Raw genomic sequence first — 19317 nt, forward strand, 5'->3', positions numbered from 1 at the left:
CGCCGGAGCCGAGATGACCCCGTCCGCCATCCTCGAATCAGCACTCTACGTGACCGATCTCGACGCGGCGGAGCGTTTCTACGGCGAAACACTGGGGCTGGCGCCGGTCGGCAAGGTCGCGGGGCGGCATGTCTTCTTTCGTTGCGGCCAGGGCGTCCTGCTGCTCTTCAACGCCGCGGCCACCCGTGTCCCTCCACCATCGGACGCAAGGCTGCCCGTGCCGCCGCATGGCACGGCCGGCCAGGGCCATCTCTGCTTTTCGGCGACAGCCGAGGAGATCGATCGCTGGAAGGCCCGTCTTCAGGCCGAGGGCATCGTCATCGAGGCCGATTTCCAATGGCCCCAAGGCGGGCGCTCTATCTATTTCCGTGACCCGTCAGGCAATTCGATCGAGTTTGCCGAGCCGCGTATCTGGGGTTTGTGATGCATCATCTGAACGACAAGAAGATCGTCGTGGCCAGCCACAATGAAGGCAAGCTGCGGGAATTTTCCGAGTTGATGGGGCCGTTCGGCTTCGAGGCGAAGTCGGCCAGGGAATACGGCCTGCCCGAGCCCGACGAGACCGGTACGACTTTCGAGCAGAACGCCTATATCAAAGCGCTCGCCGCTGCCCAGGCGACAGGCCTGCCCGCCCTTTCGGACGATTCCGGCCTCGTCGTCGATGCGCTGAACGGCCAGCCCGGCGTCTACACCGCGAACTGGGCGGAGAAGCCCGACGGCACACGCGACTTCGCCATGGCAATGCAGAAGACCGAGGACGCGCTCCGGGCGGCGGGCGCGGTCCAGCCCGCCGATCGCACCGGACGCTTTGTCGCCGTCATCTGCCTGGCTTGGCCGGACGGCCATGCCGAATATTTCCGCGGCGAGGCGGAAGGCAAGCTGGTGTGGCCGCCGCGCGGCCAACTCGGCTTCGGCTACGATCCGGTGTTCCTGCCGGATGGGCACCTGCGCACCTTCGGCGAGATGCCGGCAAGCGAAAAACACGGCTGGGCGCCTGGCCAGCCCGAGGCGCTTTCCCACCGCGCGCGTGCCTTCCAGAAGTTCGCCCGCGCTCGCCTCGGCTCGCCATGATCGAACGCGACGCCAGGGCGCCCGGCTTCGGCGTCTACGTCCACTGGCCGTTCTGCGCGGCCAAGTGCCCCTATTGCGACTTCAACTCGCATGTGCGGCACCAGCCGGTCGACCAGCAACGCTTCGCCCGCGCCTTCGCCGCCGAACTCGCTACGATGCGCGCCCGCACAGGGCAGCAATGCGTGACCAGCATCTTCCTCGGCGGCGGCACGCCGTCATTGATGAAACCCGAAACAGTGGCGGCGGTGCTCGATGCGGTCGCGGCCAACTGGACGATCACCGACGGTGCCGAGATCACGCTCGAGGCCAACCCGTCCTCGGTCGAGGCGGACCGCTTTCGCGGCTACCGCGCGGCCGGCGTGAACCGCGTCTCGCTCGGCGTGCAGGCCCTCGACGACCGCGACCTGAAGTTCCTCGGCCGGCTGCATAATGTCGCCGAAGCGCTGCACGCAATCGGCCTCGCCCGCGAGATCTTTCCGCGCCTTTCCTTCGACCTCATCTATGCGCGTCCGGGCCAGACGCCGGAGGCGTGGCAAGCCGAGCTCGAACAGGCCATCGGCCACGCCGCCGACCATCTCTCGCTCTACCAGCTGACCATAGAGGAAGGCACGCCCTTCCATGCGCTGCATGCGGCGCGCAAATTCTCCATCCCCGACGGCGAGCACGCGGCCGAACTCTATGCCGTGACGCAGGAGGTGACGGCCGAGCACGGCCTGCCAGCCTATGAGATCTCCAACCATGCCCGGCCAGGTGCGGAAAGCCGGCACAACCTGACCTATTGGCGCTACGGCGAATATGTCGGCGTAGGCCCCGGCGCGCATGGCCGCTTCGTCGAGAACGGCCGCCGGGTGGTGACCATCGCCGAACGCATGCCGGAAACCTGGCTGAACCTGGTCGAGGCCAAGGGCCACGGCGTGACGGGAGGCGAGGTGCTGTCGCGCTCCGAGGAGGCGGACGAGTTCCTGCTGATGGGCCTGCGGCTGGCCGAAGGCATCGACCTTGCCCGCTACGAAGCCTTGTCGGGTAGGGCACTTGCCACGGCCCGGCTGTCGATCCTGCAGGAGGAGGGGCTGGTCGCGGCGATCGGCAATTCACGCCTGCGCGCAACCGCTGCCGGCATGATCGTGCTCGACGCAGTGGTCGCCGACCTCGCGCGGTGATGGTGGCCAGAAGACCCTATTGTCGGGCTATTGAATATCGGCCCTGCGAAGCCATATAGTCATGTTGGTCACGTTGGCTATGGAGGCTCGAGATGACTACGCCTGAGACAGGCCCGGCCGAAGCTGCAACGTGGACTCTGGCGCGGGCAAAGGCAAAGCTCTCCGAGGTCGTTGACCGCGCCCAGGCTGAGCCCCAGTTGATCACACGCAACGGCAAGCCGAGTGCGGTGATCGTCTCAGCCGAAGAATGGGCGCGCAAGACAACGCGCAAGGGAAGCCTTGCCGACTTCCTGCTCAATTCACCATTGCGTGGCACCGATATTGAGATAGATCGGCATCACGACGCACCGCGTGACATAGCTCTGTGAGCTACCTGCTGGATACCAACGTCCTGTCTGAAGTCCGACGTCCGGCGCCAAGCCCAAAGGTTCTCGCCTGGCTCGATGAAGTCGATGAGGACAGGTCGTTCATAAGCGTCATTTCACTCGCTGAGCTTCGTCGTGGCGTTCTCCTGATGGACGATGGGCGACGAAGGGAGGCGCTCGCTGCCTGGCTGGTGCATGATCTCCCCGACCGTTTCGCCGGCCGGATCCTACCAATCGACCCTGAGACCGCCGAGCGATGGGGAGATCTCATGGCCGAAAGCCAGAAGATCGGAAGGGCGCTTTCAACGATGGACGGGTTCCTGGCCGCGACCGCACTGGGCAGGCAACTCACTCTGGTGACGCGAAACACCAAGGACTTCGCGTCCTTTGGGGTTCCTCTTCTCAACCCATGGGAGCTGTAGCCGCTGCCTGGGTCGGAACTTGCCAAGCAAGCTTGCAGAGCTGACGAGTGCTTTGCAACATGCCCCCGGCCATGTCAAAGAATGGCCGATAAGAACCCACGAGAGGCCACGGGTGCAGCAGACCGAAGCCAAGCGCTCCTATGTGATCGCCCAGACCGAGATCGCCGCGCGGCCGCTCGAGCCGGCGCTCTATCTCGTGGCCACGCCGATCGGCAACCTCGCCGACATCACGCTGCGCGCACTGGAGACGCTCGCGGGCGCGGATGTCGTGGCCTGCGAGGACACGCGCGTCACCCGGGTGCTTCTCGATCGTTACGGCATCAGGCAGAAGCCGGTGGCCTATCACGAGCACAATGCGGCCGAGGCCGGGCCGCGATTGATCGAGGCGCTTAATGGCGGCAGGAGCGTCGCGCTCGTCTCCGACGCCGGCACGCCGCTGGTCTCGGACCCTGGTTTCCGCCTCGTCGGCCAGGCGCTCGAAGCCGGGATCCGCGTCGTCCCGGTGCCGGGCGCGTCGGCCGTGCTCGCAGCGCTCACCGCTTCGGGCCTGCCTTCCGACGCCTTCCTCTTCGCCGGCTTCCTGCCGGTCAAGGACGGACAGCGGCGCTCGCGGCTCGACGAGTTGAAGCCGGTGCCGGCAACCCTGATCTTCTTCGAATCACCGCGACGGCTGGCCGACGCGCTGGCCGCCATGGCCGGCGTGCTGGGCGAAGCCAGGCAGGCGGCGATCGGCCGCGAGCTGACGAAGACTTTCGAAGAGATGCGCACCGGCACGCTCGGCGTGCTCGCTGCGCACTACGCCGAGGCCGAAACGCCGAAAGGCGAGATCGTCATCTGCGTCGGCCCGCCGACAGCCGCGGCCGAAACCGCACCCGAAGCGGTCGACCGGTTGCTCCTCTCCCTTGCTGAAGAGATGCCGGCGTCCAAGGCGGCGGCCGAAGCCGCCCGCATGACCGGCGGCAGGAAACCCGAGCTCTACCGGCGCCTGCTGGAACTCAAGAATGCCGGCTGACCGCCTCAGGGCCTATCGCCGCGGCCATCGCAGCGAATGGATGGCGGCGCTGGCGCTTCTCGTCAAAGGCTATCGCATCGTGGCGCGGCGCTTCCGCACGAAACTCGGCGAGATCGATCTCGTCGCGCGTCGCGGCGACCTCGTGGTCATCGTCGAGGTCAAGGCGCGGCCGACGCTCGCCGAGGCCATGGACGCGATCGGCTGGGCTTCGCAGTGTCGCATCGAGGCTGCGGCCGACCTGTGGCTCGCCCGGCAGCCCGACCATAGCAGGCTGTCGATACGTTTCGACATGGTCGCGGTGCTGCCACGCCGCTGGCCGGTGCATGTCGAGAATATTTTCCAGGGCCGGAACTGAGGCGGCAACAGTCGAGCTTGCCGCGCTGCCGTTTCGGGCTACTCTTCCTTCGAAACCAAACCCGGGAGAGAGCCAGATGTGCCATCACTGCGTCATCGAGAAGGTGAAATCCGACATGCTGAACCGCCGCAGCTTCTTTGCCGGCGGGCTCGCCGCGGCTGGAGCGGCGGCGATCGCGGCGACGGCCGCGCCGACGCCGCTTCTGGCGCAATCCGCTCCGGCCAGGGCTGAGGACCTGACGCATGAGCTGTTGGACAAATTCCCTACCTATTTTGGCGGCCAGCAGCTCTTTATCGAACAGAAATTCAACTTCAAGGAACACACTTTCAATCTCAACGAATGGCGCATCAACGAGCATACGGGCACGCATATCGACGCGCCGCTGCATTTTTCCGCCGACGGAAAATCGGTGGCCGAACTGCCGGTGGAGGATCTGATCGCACCGCTCGTGGTCGTCGACATCCGCGCCAAGGCGGCGGAGAACCCGGATGCGCAGGTTACCCCCGACGACCTCGAGGCCTGGATATCTGCCAATGGCGAACTGCCTGATGGCGCCGTGGTGGCCATGCTGTCGGGCTGGGGCGCGAATGTCGCCAACGACAAGTTCCGCAATGTCGGCGACGACGGCAAGACGATGCACTTCCCGGGGTTCCATGCAGAGGCAGTGCAGCAGTTGCTCGAAACGTCGACCAAGGCCATCGCCGTCGACACGCTGTCGCTCGACCACGGCCCCTCGCCCGATTTCATCGTGCACAATACCTGGCTGCCGGCCGGCCGCTACGGCATCGAGGGTGTCGCCAATCTCGACCGGCTTCCGGCCAAGGGCGCGACCATCATCGTCGGCGCACCGAAAGTGAGGGGCGGCACCGGCGGCCCGGCACGGGTGTTCGCGCTGGTCTGAGGCTGGACCGCCGCCAGCGCCCCGCGAAGGAGGCTCGGGGAACACCGCTGCTACGCGCGCGAGTGCGCTTGGTGCCGGCGATCTATCGCCTGGTCACCGCCATCGGCAGGCCGCCTTCCGGCTGCGTGGTGAGCTTCTGAACGGGCCAAGGCCTGGTTTCGCCGACGGTATCGAAACGGTAGAGCTTGAGCAGGACCGCGAGCGCAATCACCGCCTCCTGCATGGCGAAGCTCGCGCCGATACAGACGCGCGGGCCCGCACCGAAGGGAAGATACTGGAACCGGTCGATCTTCTCGCGGTTGCCGGGATGGAAACGCTCCGGCAGGAAGGCCTCGGGATTGTCCCAGTTCTTCCGATGGCGATGCACCGTCCAGGGCATCACAAGCACCTGGGCGCCCCTGGGCAGCACCAGGTCCCTGTAATGGTCCGTCTCCACCGGCTCGCGATTGATCGACGGCGCCGGCGGATAGAGCCGCAGCGCCTCCTCGAAGGCGGCCCGCGTCAGCGGCATCGCCTCCAGCCACTTGACCGGGTCAGGCTCGCGCGCCGTGACCGCGTCGATCTCTGCCTCGATCCGCTTGCGCTCCCAGGGCGCCTCCGCCAGGCAGTAGATCGTCCAGCCGAGTGCGCGCGCCGTGGTCTCGTGGCCGGCGCCGATGAAGGTGATGATGTTGTCCTAGATCTCCGCGCGGTTCAGCCCCTCGGGGCCTTCGGCACGCAGCAGAAGCGTCAGGAAATCCTCGGCCACGCCGTCCGGATCGCGCCGCATGCGTTCTTCCCGCATGGCGACCGTGTCGGACACGATCTTGCGGAAATAGGCCATGGTCTTGCGCCCGCGCAGCCTTGTGACGCGCGGCAACCAGTCGGGCGCGCGCAGCAGGTCCAGCGGATCGACGCGCCCCATCGTCTCGAACAGCCGGTCGATCTGGTGGGAGAAGCTGCCGGGCTCGCCGGCGATCTCGCCCGAGAACAGCGTCTCGGCCAGGATCTCGTAGGTGAGCATGGTCATGTCGCGGGCGACGTCGGTCGTGCCGACGAGATCGTCGTAGCGTGTGGCGAATGCTTCCGAGCACCGCAACATCGAGCCCGCGAAACCGTGGATATGGCGCGGCGTGAAAACCGGCGCCATGGCCTTGCGCGAGCGCTTCCAGACCTCACCCTCGGCGGTCAGCAGCCCGTCGCGCAGGATCGGGCGCAGGATCTTCTGGCGCACGGTCGCCATCTTGTAGTTCCTGGCATTGTCCACCAGCACGTGGCGGATGAGGCCAGGATCGTTGGCGATGACAAGCGGCCCGCCGATGCCCGAGACGGAAATCCACGGCTCGTTGTAGGAGGGCTCGCCCCACAATTCGAGCGGGTTGCGGTAGACGATGCGGATCATCTGCAGCGTCGACGGCGGGCTGGTGCGCGGTTTTGGCGCAGGCGGCACGAAAGGGGCGGGCACGGTATCCATGGCTCAACATCAATGTAGGAGCCGCCGCAGCGCGCGTCCATGCCGCGATAAGGCAGCCGGCCGTGCATCGACCGAACGCGCCTGGGGACGAACATCCGGGCAGCCGCAATCGATTGGGGATCAATAGTTACCCGAAGTTCAGTCGGTCACCTCGAAGTGCCTTCTTGCTTCGCATGTGAAGCATCGCCTATGTGCTGGTCACCATTGGATACTCTCGACCAAAAGGAAACCGACTTGGCACATCAGCTCAACATCGTCGTCGCCAGCACGCGACCCGGACGCGTCGGCCCGGTCTTCGCCCGCTGGATGGACAGGTTCGCCAGGGAACATGGCAAGTTCGACCCGGTGCTGGTGGACCTCGCCGAATTCAACCTGCCGATCTTCGACGAGCCGAAGCATCCACGCCTGGGCGAGTATGATAACGAACACACCAAGGCCTGGTCGCGCTCGGTGAATGCGGCCGACGCCTTCGTCTTCGTTACGCCCGAATACAATTATTTCGCGCCGCCGGCGCTGGTGAACGCGATCAGCTACCTGACGCGCGAATGGCAGTACAAGCCCGCGAGCTTCCTGAGCTATGGCGGCATATCGGGCGGCCTGCGCGCCGTGCAGGCCGAGAAGCAGCTGCTGTCGACCCTGAAGGTCGTGCCGATCCCGGAAGGCGTGCCGCTGCCGAACTTCCCGCAATTCCTCGATGCGGACGGCGCCTTCGCGCCGACCGATATCGTCGCGACCGGTGCGGCGACGATGCTCGACGAGCTCTATCGCTGGAGTGAGGCGCTGAAGCCTTTGCGTTCCGCCTGAGCGTTCACATCAGCCAACGCGCTTCGCAATCACGGCATCAGGGCCACGGGCATCCGTTCGCGGCCCGCTGCAACGAGCGCATCGATCAGCCGGTGCACGCGCAGCGCCTCTTTGCCGGTTACCTGGGGCTCACGACCCGACGAAATGGCTTCGATGAAATCGGACATGACGGCTCGATGGTAGTCATGCGGGAAGGCCATGGGGTCGGCGCCGAAACCGGCCGCACTGCCGTCGGGTTTGACCTCGACCTTGCGCCCGTCCTGGAATGCCACGGACAGCGCGGTGCCGGCGGGCGAGGCGGTGCCCTTCGCGCAGGTGAGCTCGATGCGCTCCGGGAAACCCGGATAGGCCGAGGGTCGCATCGATCGTCCCGAGCAGCGCCACGTCTCTATGAAACGATCAAATCCGAGCGATTGCCGTTCCGTCCTGGGCCGGCATCGACCCGGTCGTGCAAAGACAACCACTCACTCAGCAACTCGTTGATGAGAAGCGGATGCTCGAGCGGTGCGCAGTGGCCGCAGTTTTCAAGGACCGTAATGTGGGAGCCAGGTATCGCTTCGTGAATTTCCCGAGCGCATTCTGGGGGCGTCACCGTGTCATGGTCGCCTACCAGGACGAGTGCCGGGCAATCGACCAATCTGAGCATATTACGTGAATCGGGGCGATTGATGATTGCCCGCTGCTGCCTGCGATAGGCCTCGAGCCCGAGTTCCACCGAAGCGTCACGCAGGCCGGCGCGGACTTCCGGGTCGACGGCCTCGAAATCGAGGCAGGCCTGGGACATGGTGCGACGGTTCGAGACGGCCATGCCCTCTCGTTCGGCAAGCTCGAGAACCTCCATGCGGCGGGCAGTACTGGCAGGGTCTTCCGGCCGGACGGAGGTGGAAATGAGGGTGAGGCTCAGCAGCCGTCCGGCCAGTTGGGGCAGCATCTGCAAGGCGATGTAGCCGCCCATCGACCAGGCCGCGAGGTGGAAGCGCGCCGGCAATTGCTCGAGGACGCGGTCGGCCATCGCGGCGATGGTGTCGCAATGCTGATGCCGTTGCGGCACGATCACCCGCCGTGACGGGCTGAAATAGCGTGTCTGGTTCACCCATGAGCGATGGTCGGACTGTAGCCCGGGTAGAAGGACGAGCGGCTCAGACATGGACAACCTCTGATGCGGCGGTAGGCGAAAGCAGAGCTTCGGCGTGGTGGCAGGCGACGCTCTGGCCACCGATGTCGCGTAGCGCCGGCACCTCATCGGTGCAGCGCGCGGTGGCGTGGGCGCAGCGGGTGCGGAAATGGCAGCCGGAGGGCGGAGCGAGCGGGCTCGGCATTTCGCCTGCCCAGGCCGTGCGCCGGCCTCGTGCGGCCGGTGTCGGGGTGGGCACGGCGGCAAGCAGGGTCCGTGTGTAGGGATGGGCCGGGCGGGAAAACACCGCCTCGGTGGTTGCCAGTTCGACGATGCGGCCCAAATACATCACCGCAACGCGGTCGGCGACATGAGCGATGACCGACATGTCGTGCGAGACGAAGACGAGGGTCAGGCCCATCTCGGCCTGCAGCCGGATGATCAGATTGAGAATCTGAGCCTGGATGGAGACGTCGAGCGCCGAAACCGCCTCGTCGGCGACGATGAGCCGCGGGTTGAGCGCGATGGCGCGGGCTATGCCGATGCGCTGGCATTGCCCGCCGGAGAGTTCGTGCGGGAAATGATCGAGCAGATGGGTGCCAAGACCGACCTGCCGCGCCAGCTCTTCGACCCGTGCCTCGATCTCGTCAGGCGTGCCGGTGCGATAGTTGCGCAGCGCCTCGCCGATGATGGCGCGGGCCTTCATGCGTGGATTGAGCGAGGCGTAGGGGTCCTGGAACACCATCTGGAAGTTGCGACGCGCCTGTTTCAGCGCTCGCTTGTCCAGCGTCGCCAGCTCGATGCCGTCGAGGGACACGGCGCCACGGCTCGGCGCTTCAAGCTGCACGATCAGGCGGGCCAGCGAGGACTTGCCGCAGCCGCTCTCGCCGACGAGGCCGAGCGTCTCACCCTCGAATACGTCGAGCGAGACGTCGTCGACGGCGCGCAGTTTCCGGCGCGGCAGGAATAGTCCGCGCCGGGCCAGCGGGTAATCCTTGCCGACATGGCGCAGGGACAGGAAGGCGCTCATGCCCAGCTCCTGACGATGTCGTGGTCGCGCATCGCTGCGAACACCGCCGCCTCGCGAATGCATGACGAGCGGTGACCAGCCTCGATTTCCCGTGCCGGGGGCAGGGAGGCGGTGCAACCCGCCTCGGCAAAGCCGCAGCGCGGGGCGTAGACGCAGCCCTCCACCGGCCGGTCGAGGCGCGGCACGGTGCCGACGATCTCGGTCAGGGTTCCCCGTCGCGCTGCGCCATGCCCGGGCAGCGAACGCAGCAGGCCGGCGGTGTAGCCGTGCGAGGGCCGGGCGAAGATTCGCTCCACCGGCCCTTCCTCGACGATGCGACCGGCATACATCACCATCATCCGGTCCGCCGTCGCAGCGACCACTCCGAGGTCGTGGGTGATGAGCAGCACGCTCATGCCCAGTTCGGTCTTGAGGTCGGCGATCAGTTCGAGGATCTGCGCCTGCACGGTGACGTCGAGCGCGGTGGTCGGCTCGTCGGCGATCAGCAGTTCCGGATCGCAGGCCAGCGCCATGGCGATCATGACACGCTGGCGCTGGCCACCTGAAAGCTCGTGCGGGTAGGCATTGAGCCTGTTCCCGGCGTCGGGGATGCGCACCAGGTCGAGCATCTGCCGCGCCCGGGCATAGGCCTCGCGCCGACCAACTCGCTTGTGTCGCCGCACCGTCTCGGCGATCTGCATGCCGACGGTATGCACCGGGTTGAGCGAGGTCATCGGATCCTGAAACACCATGCCGATGCGGTTACCTCGAATGGTCTGCATGCTGCGCTCGGGGAGGCCGATGAGATCCGTCCCGGTGAGACGGATCGCGCCGGAGGTGATCCGGGCGCTGCTTTTGGGCAGCAATCTCATCAGCGCCATGGCCGTCACGCTCTTGCCGCATCCGGACTCGCCGACGAGGCAAAGCGTCTCTCCCCTAGCGAGGCCAAACGACACTCCGTCGAGGGCATGGATGCGGCTGGGGCCGTTCGTGAACTCCAGGCTGAGATTGTCGACCACGAGCACGGGCGGCTGCGACTGGAACAGCATGTTCATAGGCCCGATCTCCGCGACTTTCGTGGATCGAGCGCGTCGCTCAGCCGGTCGCCCAGGATATTCACCGCCAGCACAAGCAGCGACAGCAGCACGCCCGGATAAAGCATCAGCACCGGATGGATGCGGAACTGCTGACGGGCGTCGGCCATCATGCCGCCCCAGCTCGGCACTTCGGGCGACAGCCCGACGCCGAGGAAGCTGAGCACGGCCGAGGCGATGATCGCCGAAGCACAGACATAGGTGGCCTGCACCAGCACCGGCCCCAGGGTGTTGGGAAGGATGTGCCGCCACACGAGCGGCAAGCCGGAGGTGCCGATCGAGATGGCTGCGGTGACGTGCAACTGCCGGCGCACGCCCAGCACCACCGAGCGCACCAGCCGCACCATGCGCGGGACCTCAGGGATCGTAATGGCGACGATCACCGTCAGCAGCCCGGCACTCATCAGCGAGGCGAAGGCAATGGCGAGCAACACGGCCGGGATTGCCATCATCGCGTCGGTCAGGCGCATGACCACGGCGCCACCGATGGAGCTGAGGCCGGCATAGATGCCGATGGCGACGCCGAGCAGCGTGACGAGGATGGCGACCAAAAAGCCGACCGCCATCGAGACCCGCGTGCCATAGACGGCGCGGGCATAGACGTCGCGACCCAGATGGTCGCGCCCCCAGATGGCGCTGTCGCTCGGTGGCTTCAGGCGTTGTGCCGGATCGATCTTCAACGGATCGCCGGCGAGCAGCGGTGCGAAGATGGCAATCAGCACGAAGGCGAAAAGCAGGGCACAGCAAACGACTGTCGCCGGGTTGCGGCGGGCGTAGTCGAGCCAGCGAGAGACAGGCGATGGCCCTACGGAGGAGGTGCCGAGCATGCTCATGGCTCAGCCCCTCACGCGCGGGTCGAGCAGCGCGTAGCTCATGTCGACCAGGATATTGACGACGATCAGCACGGCGGCAAAGAACAGGATGACGCCCTGCACGATCGGGTAGTCCCGCCGGGTGACGGCATCGACGGTGAGGCGGCCAATGCCGGGGATATTGAACACGGACTCGGTCACCACCACACCGCCCACCAGGGTAGCGAGCCCGATACCGATGACAGTTACTACCGGTACGCCGGCATTCTTGAGCGCATGGACGATGAGAATGCGCAGCGTCGGCAGGCCCTTGGCCCGCGCGGTGCGGACGTGGTTTTCATTGAGCACGTCGAGCATGGCGGCACGGGTGACGCGGGCGATGAGAGCGGCAAAGACCAGTGCCAGCGCCACGGAGGGCAGCGTCACGCTGCGCAGCGTGTCGAGCGCGCCATTTTTGAGCGGGCTGTAGCCCTGCACCGGGAACCACCCGAGGTTGACCGCGAAGACATAGGTGAGAAGGTAGCCGATGACGAAGACCGGCACCGAGAAGCCGAGCACGGCAAAGCCCATGATCGAGCGGTCGATCCAGGTGTTCGCCTTCCAGGCGGCGATCACTCCGAGCGGCACGGCGATCATCACGGTGATGATCAGCGTCACTGTCGCCAGCACGAAAGTCGGTTCGATGCGCTGCGCGATCAGCTTGGTCACCGGCTGGCCGGAATAGATCGAGACGCCGAGATCGAGCTGCAGCGCGTTGCCCACCCAGATGGCAAAACGCGTCAGAAGCGGTTCGTTGAGATGCAGGCGCTCGCGGATCTGTTCGACCTGGGCGGGTGTGGCATTGTCGCCGGCAATCAGCAGGGCGGGGTCGCCCGGCGTCAGGTTCACCAAGGAGAAGATGAAGACCGCCACCATCAGCAGGATGGGAATGGCCGAGAGCACCCGGCCGATTACATAGGCAAACATGAACGACCTCCCCGGCAATGCCGCCCGGTGAATCCGGGCGGCGCGATAGGCGAGCTTACTGCTTGCGGCTCACATTCCAGAAGAACGGAACCGGGCTGTCGATGAAGCCTTCGAGGTTGGAGGCGACACCCTGGGCCAACGAGGCCTGCCCGAGCGGGACGAAGGGCACGAGGTCATAGGCGACCGTCTGCATCTTCTCGGCCAGCGACTTCTTTTCGGCGGGGTCCGATGTAACCGCGAAACGAGTGCGCAGGTCGCGGAGCTCAGCCGAGTCCGCCCAGCCGAACCAGCCATCGAGGCCGGCACCCGCGACGTAGACATTGGTCATCGGGTTGGACTGGTCGACATAGCCCCAGCCGGTGAAGAACACGTTCCAGCCGCCATTGGCGACCGGTTCCTTGCTGGCGCGGCGGGTCGACACCGATGCCCAATCCGTCATCTTCTCATCAACCGCGAAACCAGCCTCCTCGAGCATGGGCTTGAGCACCGAATAAGCGTGGTCGTGGAACGGAATGTCGGTGACGTGCGGCAGGAACACAGGCGTGCCGTCATATCCGGCCTCCGCCAGCAAGGCTTTCGCCCTGGCCGGGTCGCGCGTCATGATGCGGTCGGTGTTGACGGTGCTCTCATAGGGCGAGCCACAGAAGAAGACGGCCGCGCAGACCTGGTAGAGTTGCGTCTGTTCGCCAAAGATGGCCTGCATGAACGGCGTCGGCTCCAACGCCCACTGCAGTGCTTCACGCACCTTGGGATCGTCGAAGGGCGGGTTGAGGTGGTTGACCACCAACTGCAGACTGTTGCCGGCCTGAGGGTTGGCGAAGATGTGTGCCGTTTCCGATCCCTCGAACAGCGGGATCAGGTCGGCGGCCACGTCCTCGATCCAGTCGATTTCACCGTTGAGCAGCGCATCGACCGCCTGCGAAGAGTCCGGGATGTAGCGGATTTCGATGCGGTCGAATTTCGCCACCTTGCCACCGGCCGCCATGCTGGCAGGCTCGGAACGCGGCACGTAGTCGGCGAACTTCTCATAGACCGCGACGCTGCCCGGCACCCACTCATCGACCATCATCCTGAACGGGCCCGAACCGATAGGCTCGGTCACGGGCACCGTCGGGTCGTTGGCCGCCAACCGCGCCGGCATGATGAACGGTACGTTTGACGAGATCTTGCCCAGCGCCGGCAGGACCTGCGCCCACGGTTCTTTCATCTGGAGTACGAGGGTCTTGTCGTCGGTCGCGGTCAGCGCTTCGGCCTTGTCGAACAGGATCTTGCCAAGCCCATCCACCTTGCCCCAGCGCTGCAGCGACGCCACGGCATCGGCGGCGGTCACGGGCGAGCCGTCATGGAACTTAAGGCCGTCGCGCAGCGTGATCGTGTAGGTCAACTGGTCGTCCGACAGCGTGTAGCCTTCGGCCATCTGCGGCTGCACGGCAAAGTTCGCGTCGAGCGCAAACAGCGTGTCGTAGATCAGGTAGGCGCTGTTGCGAATGGTGAAGTTGGTCGTGGCGATCGGGTCGACCGAATTGATGTCGCCATTCATACGCAGTCGCAGGACTTCCTCGGCGGTTGCGCCGAATGTGCCCCCCAGCATCAGCGAGGCGGCGATCGCCGTCAAAGCCAGTGATTTCAGTTTCATGAACTCCCTCCCAACCGCCCGTTAGGCGGCACAAAACGTTACGCGCTTTCCACAATCGCAGTTTCCTAAAGGTTCAAGGTGTCACGGACCTTCAGAACGCGTAACGTTTTGTGTTTAGCTTGCAATATTGGTATGTGCAAGTGCCCTGTGCGGCGCAGCCCGACGCGGATATCCCGAAAATGGGCGGTTTGCCGCTTGGAACTACGCTCTGCCATTGACGAAACGTTTTGTGTCAGGTTGAAGAAGCTGGAGTTCGGAGCATCGAATGTCGACCATTCGCGACGTCGCACGCATAGCCAAGGTCTCGATCACCACAGTCTCGGCCACGCTCAACGGCACGGCTCCGGTGAGCGAGGAACTGCGCGCTCGCGTCTGGGCCGCCGTCGGGGAGGCGGGCTACCACCCCGATCCGGTGGCGAGAAACCTGCGCAAGGGCGTCTCAAATACCATTGGTCTGATCGTCCCCGACATTGCCACGCCCTGGGCCGCCCATCTGGCCAAAGCGATGCAGTCGGCGCTGTCGGATCGGGGCTACAATATGTTGTTCGCCAGCAACGAAGATGACCCGGTGCGCGAGTTTCGCGAGATCGAGCTGTTTTCGGCGCATCGCGTCGCCGGCCTGATTGTGGCGCCCACCAGCCAGGGAGCGGATTATCCGTCGCGTCTGGCTGCCGCCATCCGCACCCCGGCCGTTCTCGTCGATCGGGTGATCCCTGACAGCCGCTTCGATGCAGTGGTCGACGACAACCATCTGGGCGCACAGCTGGTGACGCGGCACCTACTCACTCTCGGGCACCGCGACATCGCCTTCCTCGTTGGTCGGCCCGGCATCTCGCCGTCCGACGAGCGCTTCGATGGTTTTTGCCAGACTATGGCCGCGGCCGGCGTTTCAGTGCGCGACGACCTGGTGCGACGGTCGTGCTACAGGTCCGACCACGCCTTCACGGCGGTACAGCAATTGATGAATATGGCCAGGCCACCCACGGCCATCGCCTGCATCAACATCGCCCAATTGCTCGGCACCATGGCAGGTCTCAAGAATATCGGGCTCAGCGTGCCGAACGATGTTTCGGTGGTCAGTTTTGACGGGTTCCATCCTGCCGAAGGCTGGGCCCCCAGCATCACGTCGCTGCATCAGGACATCGCGGCGATCAGTACCCGGGCATCCGAACTGCTAACGACCCGGATTGCCGGCGACGCTGCCACCCCGCAAATCGTCCGAATCCCGCCACGCCTCCAGATCCGCGAATCCTGCCGCGCGATTTGAGGCATATTTCCTTGCCTCATCTTGCCAGACCAACGCAGGCGACGCAGTGCTTTAACTACGGAGGGAGTGCGGCGATCGCCCGCCGGCTGAACAGCGCAGCGGCTACGACGTCTGCTCCAGGGCCCTGCGGATCGGCAGTGACCGAACCCTCTTGCCACCAGCGGCGAAGAGCGCGTTGCAGAGCGCTGGTGCTGCCGGCGGCAGGCCCGGCTCGCCGAGCCCTCCCCAAGCCCCGTCGCTCGCTACGAAGTGCACCTCGATGATGGGCGCTTCGGCCATGGTCATGATCGGATAGTCCGGGAAGTTGGCTTCGACGACCGCGCCAGCGTCCAGCGTGATCTCCTCGAACAACGCCGCGCCCAGCCCCATCAATATCGCGCCCTCCACCTGAGCGCGCGCGGTGTCGGGGTGGATGACCGTGCCGCAGTCGACCACCGCGACGACCCGGTGGACATGCGGCATGCCGTCAGGACGGAGCGACACCTCGACCACCTCGGCGACGATGGTGCCGTAGCTTTCGGCGATGGCGATGCCGCGGCCATGGCCGGTGGGCAATGCCGTTCCCCAGCCGGCCTTTTCGGCCACGGTCTCCAGCACCTTGCGCTCGCGCGAGCCCGCCGGCAGCAGGGACCGCCGGTACTCGAAGGGGTCCTGCCCCGCGGAATGGGCGAGTTCGTCGACAAAACTCTCCATCCAGAAGGCGTGCTGCGTATGAGCGACGGCTCGCCATGTCCCGGTACGGACATGGGTGGCGAAATCGATCGCCCGGATCGACTGGTTCGCGATCGTGTAGGGCAGCGCAAAACCCTCGTTGCGCGTGGGACCGGCGAGGAAGGTCTGCAGCCAGGCCGTCGGCCGCCCGTCCCGCCCCAACGATGCCTTCATGACGGTCGCGAGCGCGGGCCTGTAGGCACCGTGGGTGAATTCCTCCTCCCGCGAAAGGATCAGCTTCACCGGACGCGGCGAGGCGGCCCGCGCCAGCGGCACAATTTGATCGAGATAGTCGGCTGAGACCGGAATCCGCCGGCCAAAGGACCCGCCCGCCGCCAGGCCATGGAAGGTCACCGCGTCACCGGAAAGACCCGAGAGCTCGACAAGTTTCGCCTTGGTGCCGAGCGCGTCCTGCTCGCCGCCCCAGACCGTCAGCCGGCCCTCGGCGAATTGGGCGGTGATGTTGATCGGCTCCATCGCTGCGTGATGGAGGTAGGGGACCCGGTATGTCGCCGTAACTCGGCGCGTCTCGGCGGCCGCCTCGAACGCCTCGACGGTATCGCCGATGTCGACCATGTCGGTTCCGTCGATCTCGGAAAGTGCCCGGTCCTGCGCGGCATGCAAGGCGATCCCATCCAGGACCTTTGCATCTCCGTTAGAGAAACGCAGCTCCAGAGCGTCCACCGCCCGGCGCGCCTGCCACCAGCTCGGCGCGACGACAGCCGCCGCATTGTCGAGCGGCAGGACGTCGACGACGCCTGATATGGCCTTGGCGGGAGCAAGGTCGGCATCGATGAGCCGCCCGCCATGGACAGGCGCCGACCGAAGCGCGGCATACAACATGTCGGGGAGCTTCAGGTCGATGCCATAGCCGAAACTGCCGTCGGTCTTGGCCGGAATGTCGAGACGTCCCGGCGACGTGCCGGCGATGCGCCATTCGCCCGGCTGCTTGAGCGGCGCGCCGTGCGGCACCGGAAGCCGCGCCGCCGCCTCCGCGAGCTCGCCGAAACGCGCGCTGCGGCCGGAGGCCTGATCGGAGACAATGCCGTCGCGCACCGAGATCTGTGCGGCAGGCACGCTCCAGCGCGTCGCCGCTGCCGTCACCAACATGGCGCGGGCCGCCGCCCCCACGCGCCGCATGCCGAAGCGGCCGGTCATGCGCACGGCGGTCGAGCCACCGGTGATCTGCAGGTCGATGACGCGTGCGATCTCCTCGAAGGCCATGTCGACCGCGCCGTCGACCAAAGGAAACTTCCGGTCCTCGATGATCCAGCCACGGGCCAGGAACTGGTTGGCGAAAGTCTTCTCCCCCGGCGCCCGCTCCGTCCTGACCTTGGACCAGTCGGCGTCGAGTTCCTCGGCGGCAAGCATGGCGAGCGCGGTATGCGTGCCCTGCCCCATGTCGATATGCGGCACATAGACGGTCACCGTGTCGTCCGTCGATATCTTCAGCCAGCCGGCGAGAAGATGTTCGCCCTCGCCCTGCACCTGGCCGATGGCGGCGCGCTCGTAGCTCGCCGCCCAGGCCCGGTATCCGAGCACGAGACCACCGGCCGCGGCAGCCGAGCCGAAAAGGAAGGTCCTGCGGCGCATCTGTGTCCCCTCCGTCAGGCCTCGGATGCAAGCGAACGGATCGCTGCGCGGATGCGCGGATAGGTGCCGCATCGGCAGAGATTGGTGATCGCCGCGTTGATCTCGTCATCCTCGGGCCGCGGGTTTTTGACGAGCAGGGCGGCCGCGGCCATGATCATGCCGGACTGGCAATAGCCGCATTGCGGCACCTGCAGCCTTTCCCAGGCTTGCTGGACCGGATGTCGCCCAGCATCGTTCGACGCCGCGAGCCCTTCGATTGTAATGATCTCGGCACCGGCTGCGGCCCCGACAGGCAGCGAGCAGGATCGTGTGGCAACACCATCGACATGCACGGTGCAGGCGCCGCAGGCGGCAACCCCGCAACCATATTTGGTGCCGCTGAGCCCGACGTCTTCGCGCAGCACCCAGAGCAGCGGCTTCTCCGGCTCGCCCGCGAAGTCGAAAGGCTGACCGTTGATGGTGAGGCGGATCGACATCGGCAACTCCTTCTCCGCTTCCGCGGCATCTTGCTCGGATGGCCAGACTCCCACCTCTTCCCCGCGGCGATAATCCGTCATAGTTTGCACGAACCATGAAGCATGACTTCACAATCGCTGAACGCGACCTTGACGGCATACCGGCCTTCCTCTTGGTCGCGCAGCGGCGCAGCTTTCGCGCGGCCGCGGCCGAGCTCGGCGTTTCACCTTCGGCGCTCAGCCAGACGATCAAGGCCCTGGAGGCGCGGCTGGGCATCGCGCTCTTCCACCGCACCACCCGCAGCGTCGGCCTGACCGAGGCGGGCGAACGCCTCCTCGAACATGCCCGCCCGGCGATGGCCGGGCTGCGCGAAGCGCTCGATGCAGCCCGATCGCTCTCCGGACGCCCGTCCGGCCTGTTGCGCATCAATGCCTCGCGCGGCGTGATCGCCAGCCTGATCGGGCCGGTCCTGCCCTCCTTCTTCGCCGCCCATCCCGAGGTGGAGGTCGAGGTATTCGCCGATGACGGCTTCACAGACATCGTGGACGGCGGCTTCGACGCCGGTTTCCGGCTCGGCGAGTCGCTTCAGGCAGACATGGTGGCGGTGCGCGTCAGCCCGCCCTTCCGCTTCGTGGTCGTCGGTGCGCCGGACTATTTCGCGCGGCGCGGGCGGCCGACGTCGCCGGAAGAGCTGAAGCAGCACGACTGCATCCGCTTCCGCCAGATGAGCTCGCAAGGCATCTACCGCTGGGAGTTGGAACGGGATGGCCATGCCTTCGAAGTCGCGGTCGACGGCCCGTTGATCGTCAACGACACAGCGGTGAGCATCGCCGCCTCTCTCGACGGCATCGGGCTTTCCTATGTGGCAGAGCCCCTGGTCGAGCAAATGGTGGAAGAAGGCAGGCTCGAGCTGGTTCTGCAGGGCTATATGCCGCAGACGCCGGGCATCTTCCTCTATTATCCGAACCGGTCGCACGCACTGCCCAAGCTACGGGCTTTCGTCGCGCATATGCGTCGTGCATTGGCGGATTACATGAAGGCGCGCGAAGGCCCTGGCGAGGGTCGCAAACGCCTGCCGGGCGGGTGACGGATCCGGTCTTTTCCGCGTCACCCCGA

The 19317-nt window shown here is 65.7% G+C and carries 20 protein-coding genes and 1 pseudogene; 11 read left to right on the forward strand and 10 right to left on the reverse strand.

What is annotated here, in order from left to right; translation table 11 throughout:
• Window positions 1–13: 13 nt before the first annotated feature.
• From JN302_RS01575 to JN302_RS01610, 8 genes are all read left to right on the forward strand, one after another.
• The gene (locus JN302_RS01575; RefSeq protein ID WP_202331366.1) at window positions 14–424 is read left to right on the forward strand and encodes a VOC family protein; all 411 of its coding nucleotides are present in this window, start codon (window positions 14–16) and stop codon (window positions 422–424) included.
• Window positions 424–1071: an RdgB/HAM1 family non-canonical purine NTP pyrophosphatase gene (gene rdgB, locus JN302_RS01580; protein WP_202331367.1), complete on the forward strand. Its 648-nt coding sequence runs from the start codon at window positions 424–426 to the stop codon at window positions 1069–1071. The genes JN302_RS01575 and rdgB overlap by 1 nt, the downstream gene beginning before the upstream one ends.
• Window positions 1068–2231, forward strand: a complete 1164-nt coding sequence (gene hemW, locus JN302_RS01585) for a radical SAM family heme chaperone HemW (protein ID WP_202331368.1) — start codon at window positions 1068–1070, stop codon at window positions 2229–2231. Before rdgB ends, hemW begins: the two co-directional genes overlap by 4 nt.
• A 92-nt stretch (window positions 2232–2323) precedes the next feature.
• The gene (locus tag JN302_RS01590) at window positions 2324–2599 is read left to right on the forward strand and encodes a type II toxin-antitoxin system Phd/YefM family antitoxin (RefSeq protein ID WP_202309803.1); all 276 of its coding nucleotides are present in this window, start codon (window positions 2324–2326) and stop codon (window positions 2597–2599) included.
• Window positions 2596–3018, forward strand: a complete 423-nt coding sequence (locus JN302_RS01595; RefSeq protein ID WP_202309804.1) for a type II toxin-antitoxin system VapC family toxin — start codon at window positions 2596–2598, stop codon at window positions 3016–3018. Before JN302_RS01590 ends, JN302_RS01595 begins: the two co-directional genes overlap by 4 nt.
• A gap of 112 nt (window positions 3019–3130) precedes the next feature.
• Window positions 3131–4030 carry a 16S rRNA (cytidine(1402)-2'-O)-methyltransferase gene (gene rsmI, locus JN302_RS01600; protein ID WP_202331369.1) on the forward strand — a complete coding sequence of 300 codons (900 nt, stop codon included), beginning with the start codon at window positions 3131–3133 and terminating at the stop codon, window positions 4028–4030.
• Window positions 4020–4385, forward strand: coding sequence for a YraN family protein (locus JN302_RS01605; protein ID WP_202331370.1), 366 nt, complete (start codon window positions 4020–4022; stop codon window positions 4383–4385). Before rsmI ends, JN302_RS01605 begins: the two co-directional genes overlap by 11 nt.
• A 76-nt stretch (window positions 4386–4461) precedes the next feature.
• Window positions 4462–5286: a cyclase family protein gene (locus JN302_RS01610; RefSeq protein WP_202331371.1), complete on the forward strand. Its 825-nt coding sequence runs from the start codon at window positions 4462–4464 to the stop codon at window positions 5284–5286.
• Between the two features lie 82 nt (window positions 5287–5368).
• Here JN302_RS01610 and JN302_RS01615 read toward each other — a convergent pair.
• Window positions 5369–6739: pseudogene (locus JN302_RS01615) on the reverse strand (cytochrome P450).
• Between the two features lie 234 nt (window positions 6740–6973).
• Between JN302_RS01615 and JN302_RS01620 the strand changes: the two are divergent.
• Window positions 6974–7543 (forward strand): NADPH-dependent FMN reductase, encoded by a 570-nt coding sequence (locus tag JN302_RS01620; RefSeq protein WP_202331372.1) that lies wholly within the window; start codon window positions 6974–6976, stop codon window positions 7541–7543.
• A 29-nt stretch (window positions 7544–7572) separates the two neighbouring features.
• Here JN302_RS01620 and JN302_RS01625 read toward each other — a convergent pair whose 3' ends face one another.
• The 7 genes from JN302_RS01625 to JN302_RS01655 are packed head-to-tail and all read right to left on the reverse strand — an operon-like array spanning window position 7573 to window position 14174.
• Window positions 7573–7905, reverse strand: coding sequence for a hypothetical protein (locus tag JN302_RS01625; protein WP_202331373.1), 333 nt, complete (start codon window positions 7903–7905; stop codon window positions 7573–7575).
• Window positions 7906–7931: 26 nt separating this feature from the next.
• Window positions 7932–8690, reverse strand: coding sequence for an alpha/beta fold hydrolase (locus tag JN302_RS01630; protein WP_202331374.1), 759 nt, complete (start codon window positions 8688–8690; stop codon window positions 7932–7934).
• On the reverse strand, window positions 8683–9687 hold the full coding sequence (locus JN302_RS01635; RefSeq protein ID WP_202331375.1) for an ABC transporter ATP-binding protein: 1005 nt from the start codon (window positions 9685–9687) through the stop codon (window positions 8683–8685). The genes JN302_RS01630 and JN302_RS01635 overlap by 8 nt, the downstream gene beginning before the upstream one ends.
• Window positions 9684–10721, reverse strand: coding sequence for an ABC transporter ATP-binding protein (locus tag JN302_RS01640; protein WP_244846157.1), 1038 nt, complete (start codon window positions 10719–10721; stop codon window positions 9684–9686). Before JN302_RS01640 ends, JN302_RS01635 begins: the two co-directional genes overlap by 4 nt.
• Entirely contained in the window at window positions 10718–11593 is an 876-nt protein-coding gene (locus JN302_RS01645) for an ABC transporter permease (protein WP_244846158.1), read from the reverse strand. The genes JN302_RS01640 and JN302_RS01645 overlap by 4 nt, the downstream gene beginning before the upstream one ends.
• A 3-nt stretch (window positions 11594–11596) precedes the next feature.
• Window positions 11597–12538, reverse strand: a complete 942-nt coding sequence (locus JN302_RS01650) for an ABC transporter permease (protein ID WP_202331376.1) — start codon at window positions 12536–12538, stop codon at window positions 11597–11599.
• 55 nt (window positions 12539–12593) lie between these two features.
• Complete coding sequence (locus tag JN302_RS01655) at window positions 12594–14174, reverse strand: ABC transporter substrate-binding protein (RefSeq protein WP_202331377.1); 1581 nt, start codon at window positions 14172–14174, stop codon at window positions 12594–12596.
• A 265-nt stretch (window positions 14175–14439) separates the two neighbouring features.
• On the opposite strand from JN302_RS01655, the gene JN302_RS01660 reads away from it, so the two are divergent.
• Window positions 14440–15441 (forward strand): LacI family DNA-binding transcriptional regulator, encoded by a 1002-nt coding sequence (locus tag JN302_RS01660; RefSeq protein ID WP_202331378.1) that lies wholly within the window; start codon window positions 14440–14442, stop codon window positions 15439–15441.
• A 102-nt stretch (window positions 15442–15543) separates the two neighbouring features.
• Here the strand turns inward: JN302_RS01660 and JN302_RS01665 are convergent, their stop codons facing one another.
• On the reverse strand, window positions 15544–17745 hold the full coding sequence (locus tag JN302_RS01665) for a xanthine dehydrogenase family protein molybdopterin-binding subunit (RefSeq protein WP_202331379.1): 2202 nt from the start codon (window positions 17743–17745) through the stop codon (window positions 15544–15546).
• A gap of 14 nt (window positions 17746–17759) precedes the next feature.
• Window positions 17760–18221: a (2Fe-2S)-binding protein gene (locus tag JN302_RS01670; protein ID WP_202309812.1), complete on the reverse strand. Its 462-nt coding sequence runs from the start codon at window positions 18219–18221 to the stop codon at window positions 17760–17762.
• 95 nt (window positions 18222–18316) lie between these two features.
• On the opposite strand from JN302_RS01670, the gene JN302_RS01675 reads away from it, so the two are divergent.
• A complete protein-coding gene (locus JN302_RS01675) occupies window positions 18317–19288 on the forward strand; it encodes a LysR family transcriptional regulator (RefSeq protein ID WP_202331381.1) in 972 nt (323 codons plus the stop codon).
• Window positions 19289–19317: the final 29 nt, after the last annotated feature.

This window comes from Mesorhizobium sp. L-8-3 (assembly GCF_016756615.1).
In the GTDB taxonomy this organism is placed as follows: Bacteria; Pseudomonadota; Alphaproteobacteria; order Rhizobiales; family Rhizobiaceae.

Coding starts and splice junctions, on each gene's coding strand:
- JN302_RS01575 (WP_202331366.1), top strand. CDS start 14: ATGACCCCGTCCGCCATCCTCGAATCAGCACTCTACGTGACCGATCTC.
- rdgB (WP_202331367.1), top strand. CDS start 424: ATGCATCATCTGAACGACAAGAAGATCGTCGTGGCCAGCCACAATGAA.
- hemW (WP_202331368.1), top strand. CDS start 1,068: ATGATCGAACGCGACGCCAGGGCGCCCGGCTTCGGCGTCTACGTCCAC.
- JN302_RS01590 (WP_202309803.1), top strand. CDS start 2,324: ATGACTACGCCTGAGACAGGCCCGGCCGAAGCTGCAACGTGGACTCTG.
- JN302_RS01605 (WP_202331370.1), top strand. CDS start 4,020: ATGCCGGCTGACCGCCTCAGGGCCTATCGCCGCGGCCATCGCAGCGAA.
- JN302_RS01610 (WP_202331371.1), top strand. CDS start 4,462: ATGTGCCATCACTGCGTCATCGAGAAGGTGAAATCCGACATGCTGAAC.
- JN302_RS01625 (WP_202331373.1), bottom strand. CDS start 7,905: ATGCGACCCTCGGCCTATCCGGGTTTCCCGGAGCGCATCGAGCTCACC.
- JN302_RS01630 (WP_202331374.1), bottom strand. CDS start 8,690: ATGTCTGAGCCGCTCGTCCTTCTACCCGGGCTACAGTCCGACCATCGC.
- JN302_RS01635 (WP_202331375.1), bottom strand. CDS start 9,687: ATGAGCGCCTTCCTGTCCCTGCGCCATGTCGGCAAGGATTACCCGCTG.
- JN302_RS01640 (WP_244846157.1), bottom strand. CDS start 10,721: ATGAACATGCTGTTCCAGTCGCAGCCGCCCGTGCTCGTGGTCGACAAT.
- JN302_RS01645 (WP_244846158.1), bottom strand. CDS start 11,593: ATGAGCATGCTCGGCACCTCCTCCGTAGGGCCATCGCCTGTCTCTCGC.
- JN302_RS01650 (WP_202331376.1), bottom strand. CDS start 12,538: ATGTTTGCCTATGTAATCGGCCGGGTGCTCTCGGCCATTCCCATCCTG.
- JN302_RS01655 (WP_202331377.1), bottom strand. CDS start 14,174: ATGAAACTGAAATCACTGGCTTTGACGGCGATCGCCGCCTCGCTGATG.
- JN302_RS01660 (WP_202331378.1), top strand. CDS start 14,440: ATGTCGACCATTCGCGACGTCGCACGCATAGCCAAGGTCTCGATCACC.
- JN302_RS01665 (WP_202331379.1), bottom strand. CDS start 17,745: ATGCGCCGCAGGACCTTCCTTTTCGGCTCGGCTGCCGCGGCCGGTGGT.
- JN302_RS01670 (WP_202309812.1), bottom strand. CDS start 18,221: ATGTCGATCCGCCTCACCATCAACGGTCAGCCTTTCGACTTCGCGGGC.
- JN302_RS01675 (WP_202331381.1), top strand. CDS start 18,317: ATGAAGCATGACTTCACAATCGCTGAACGCGACCTTGACGGCATACCG.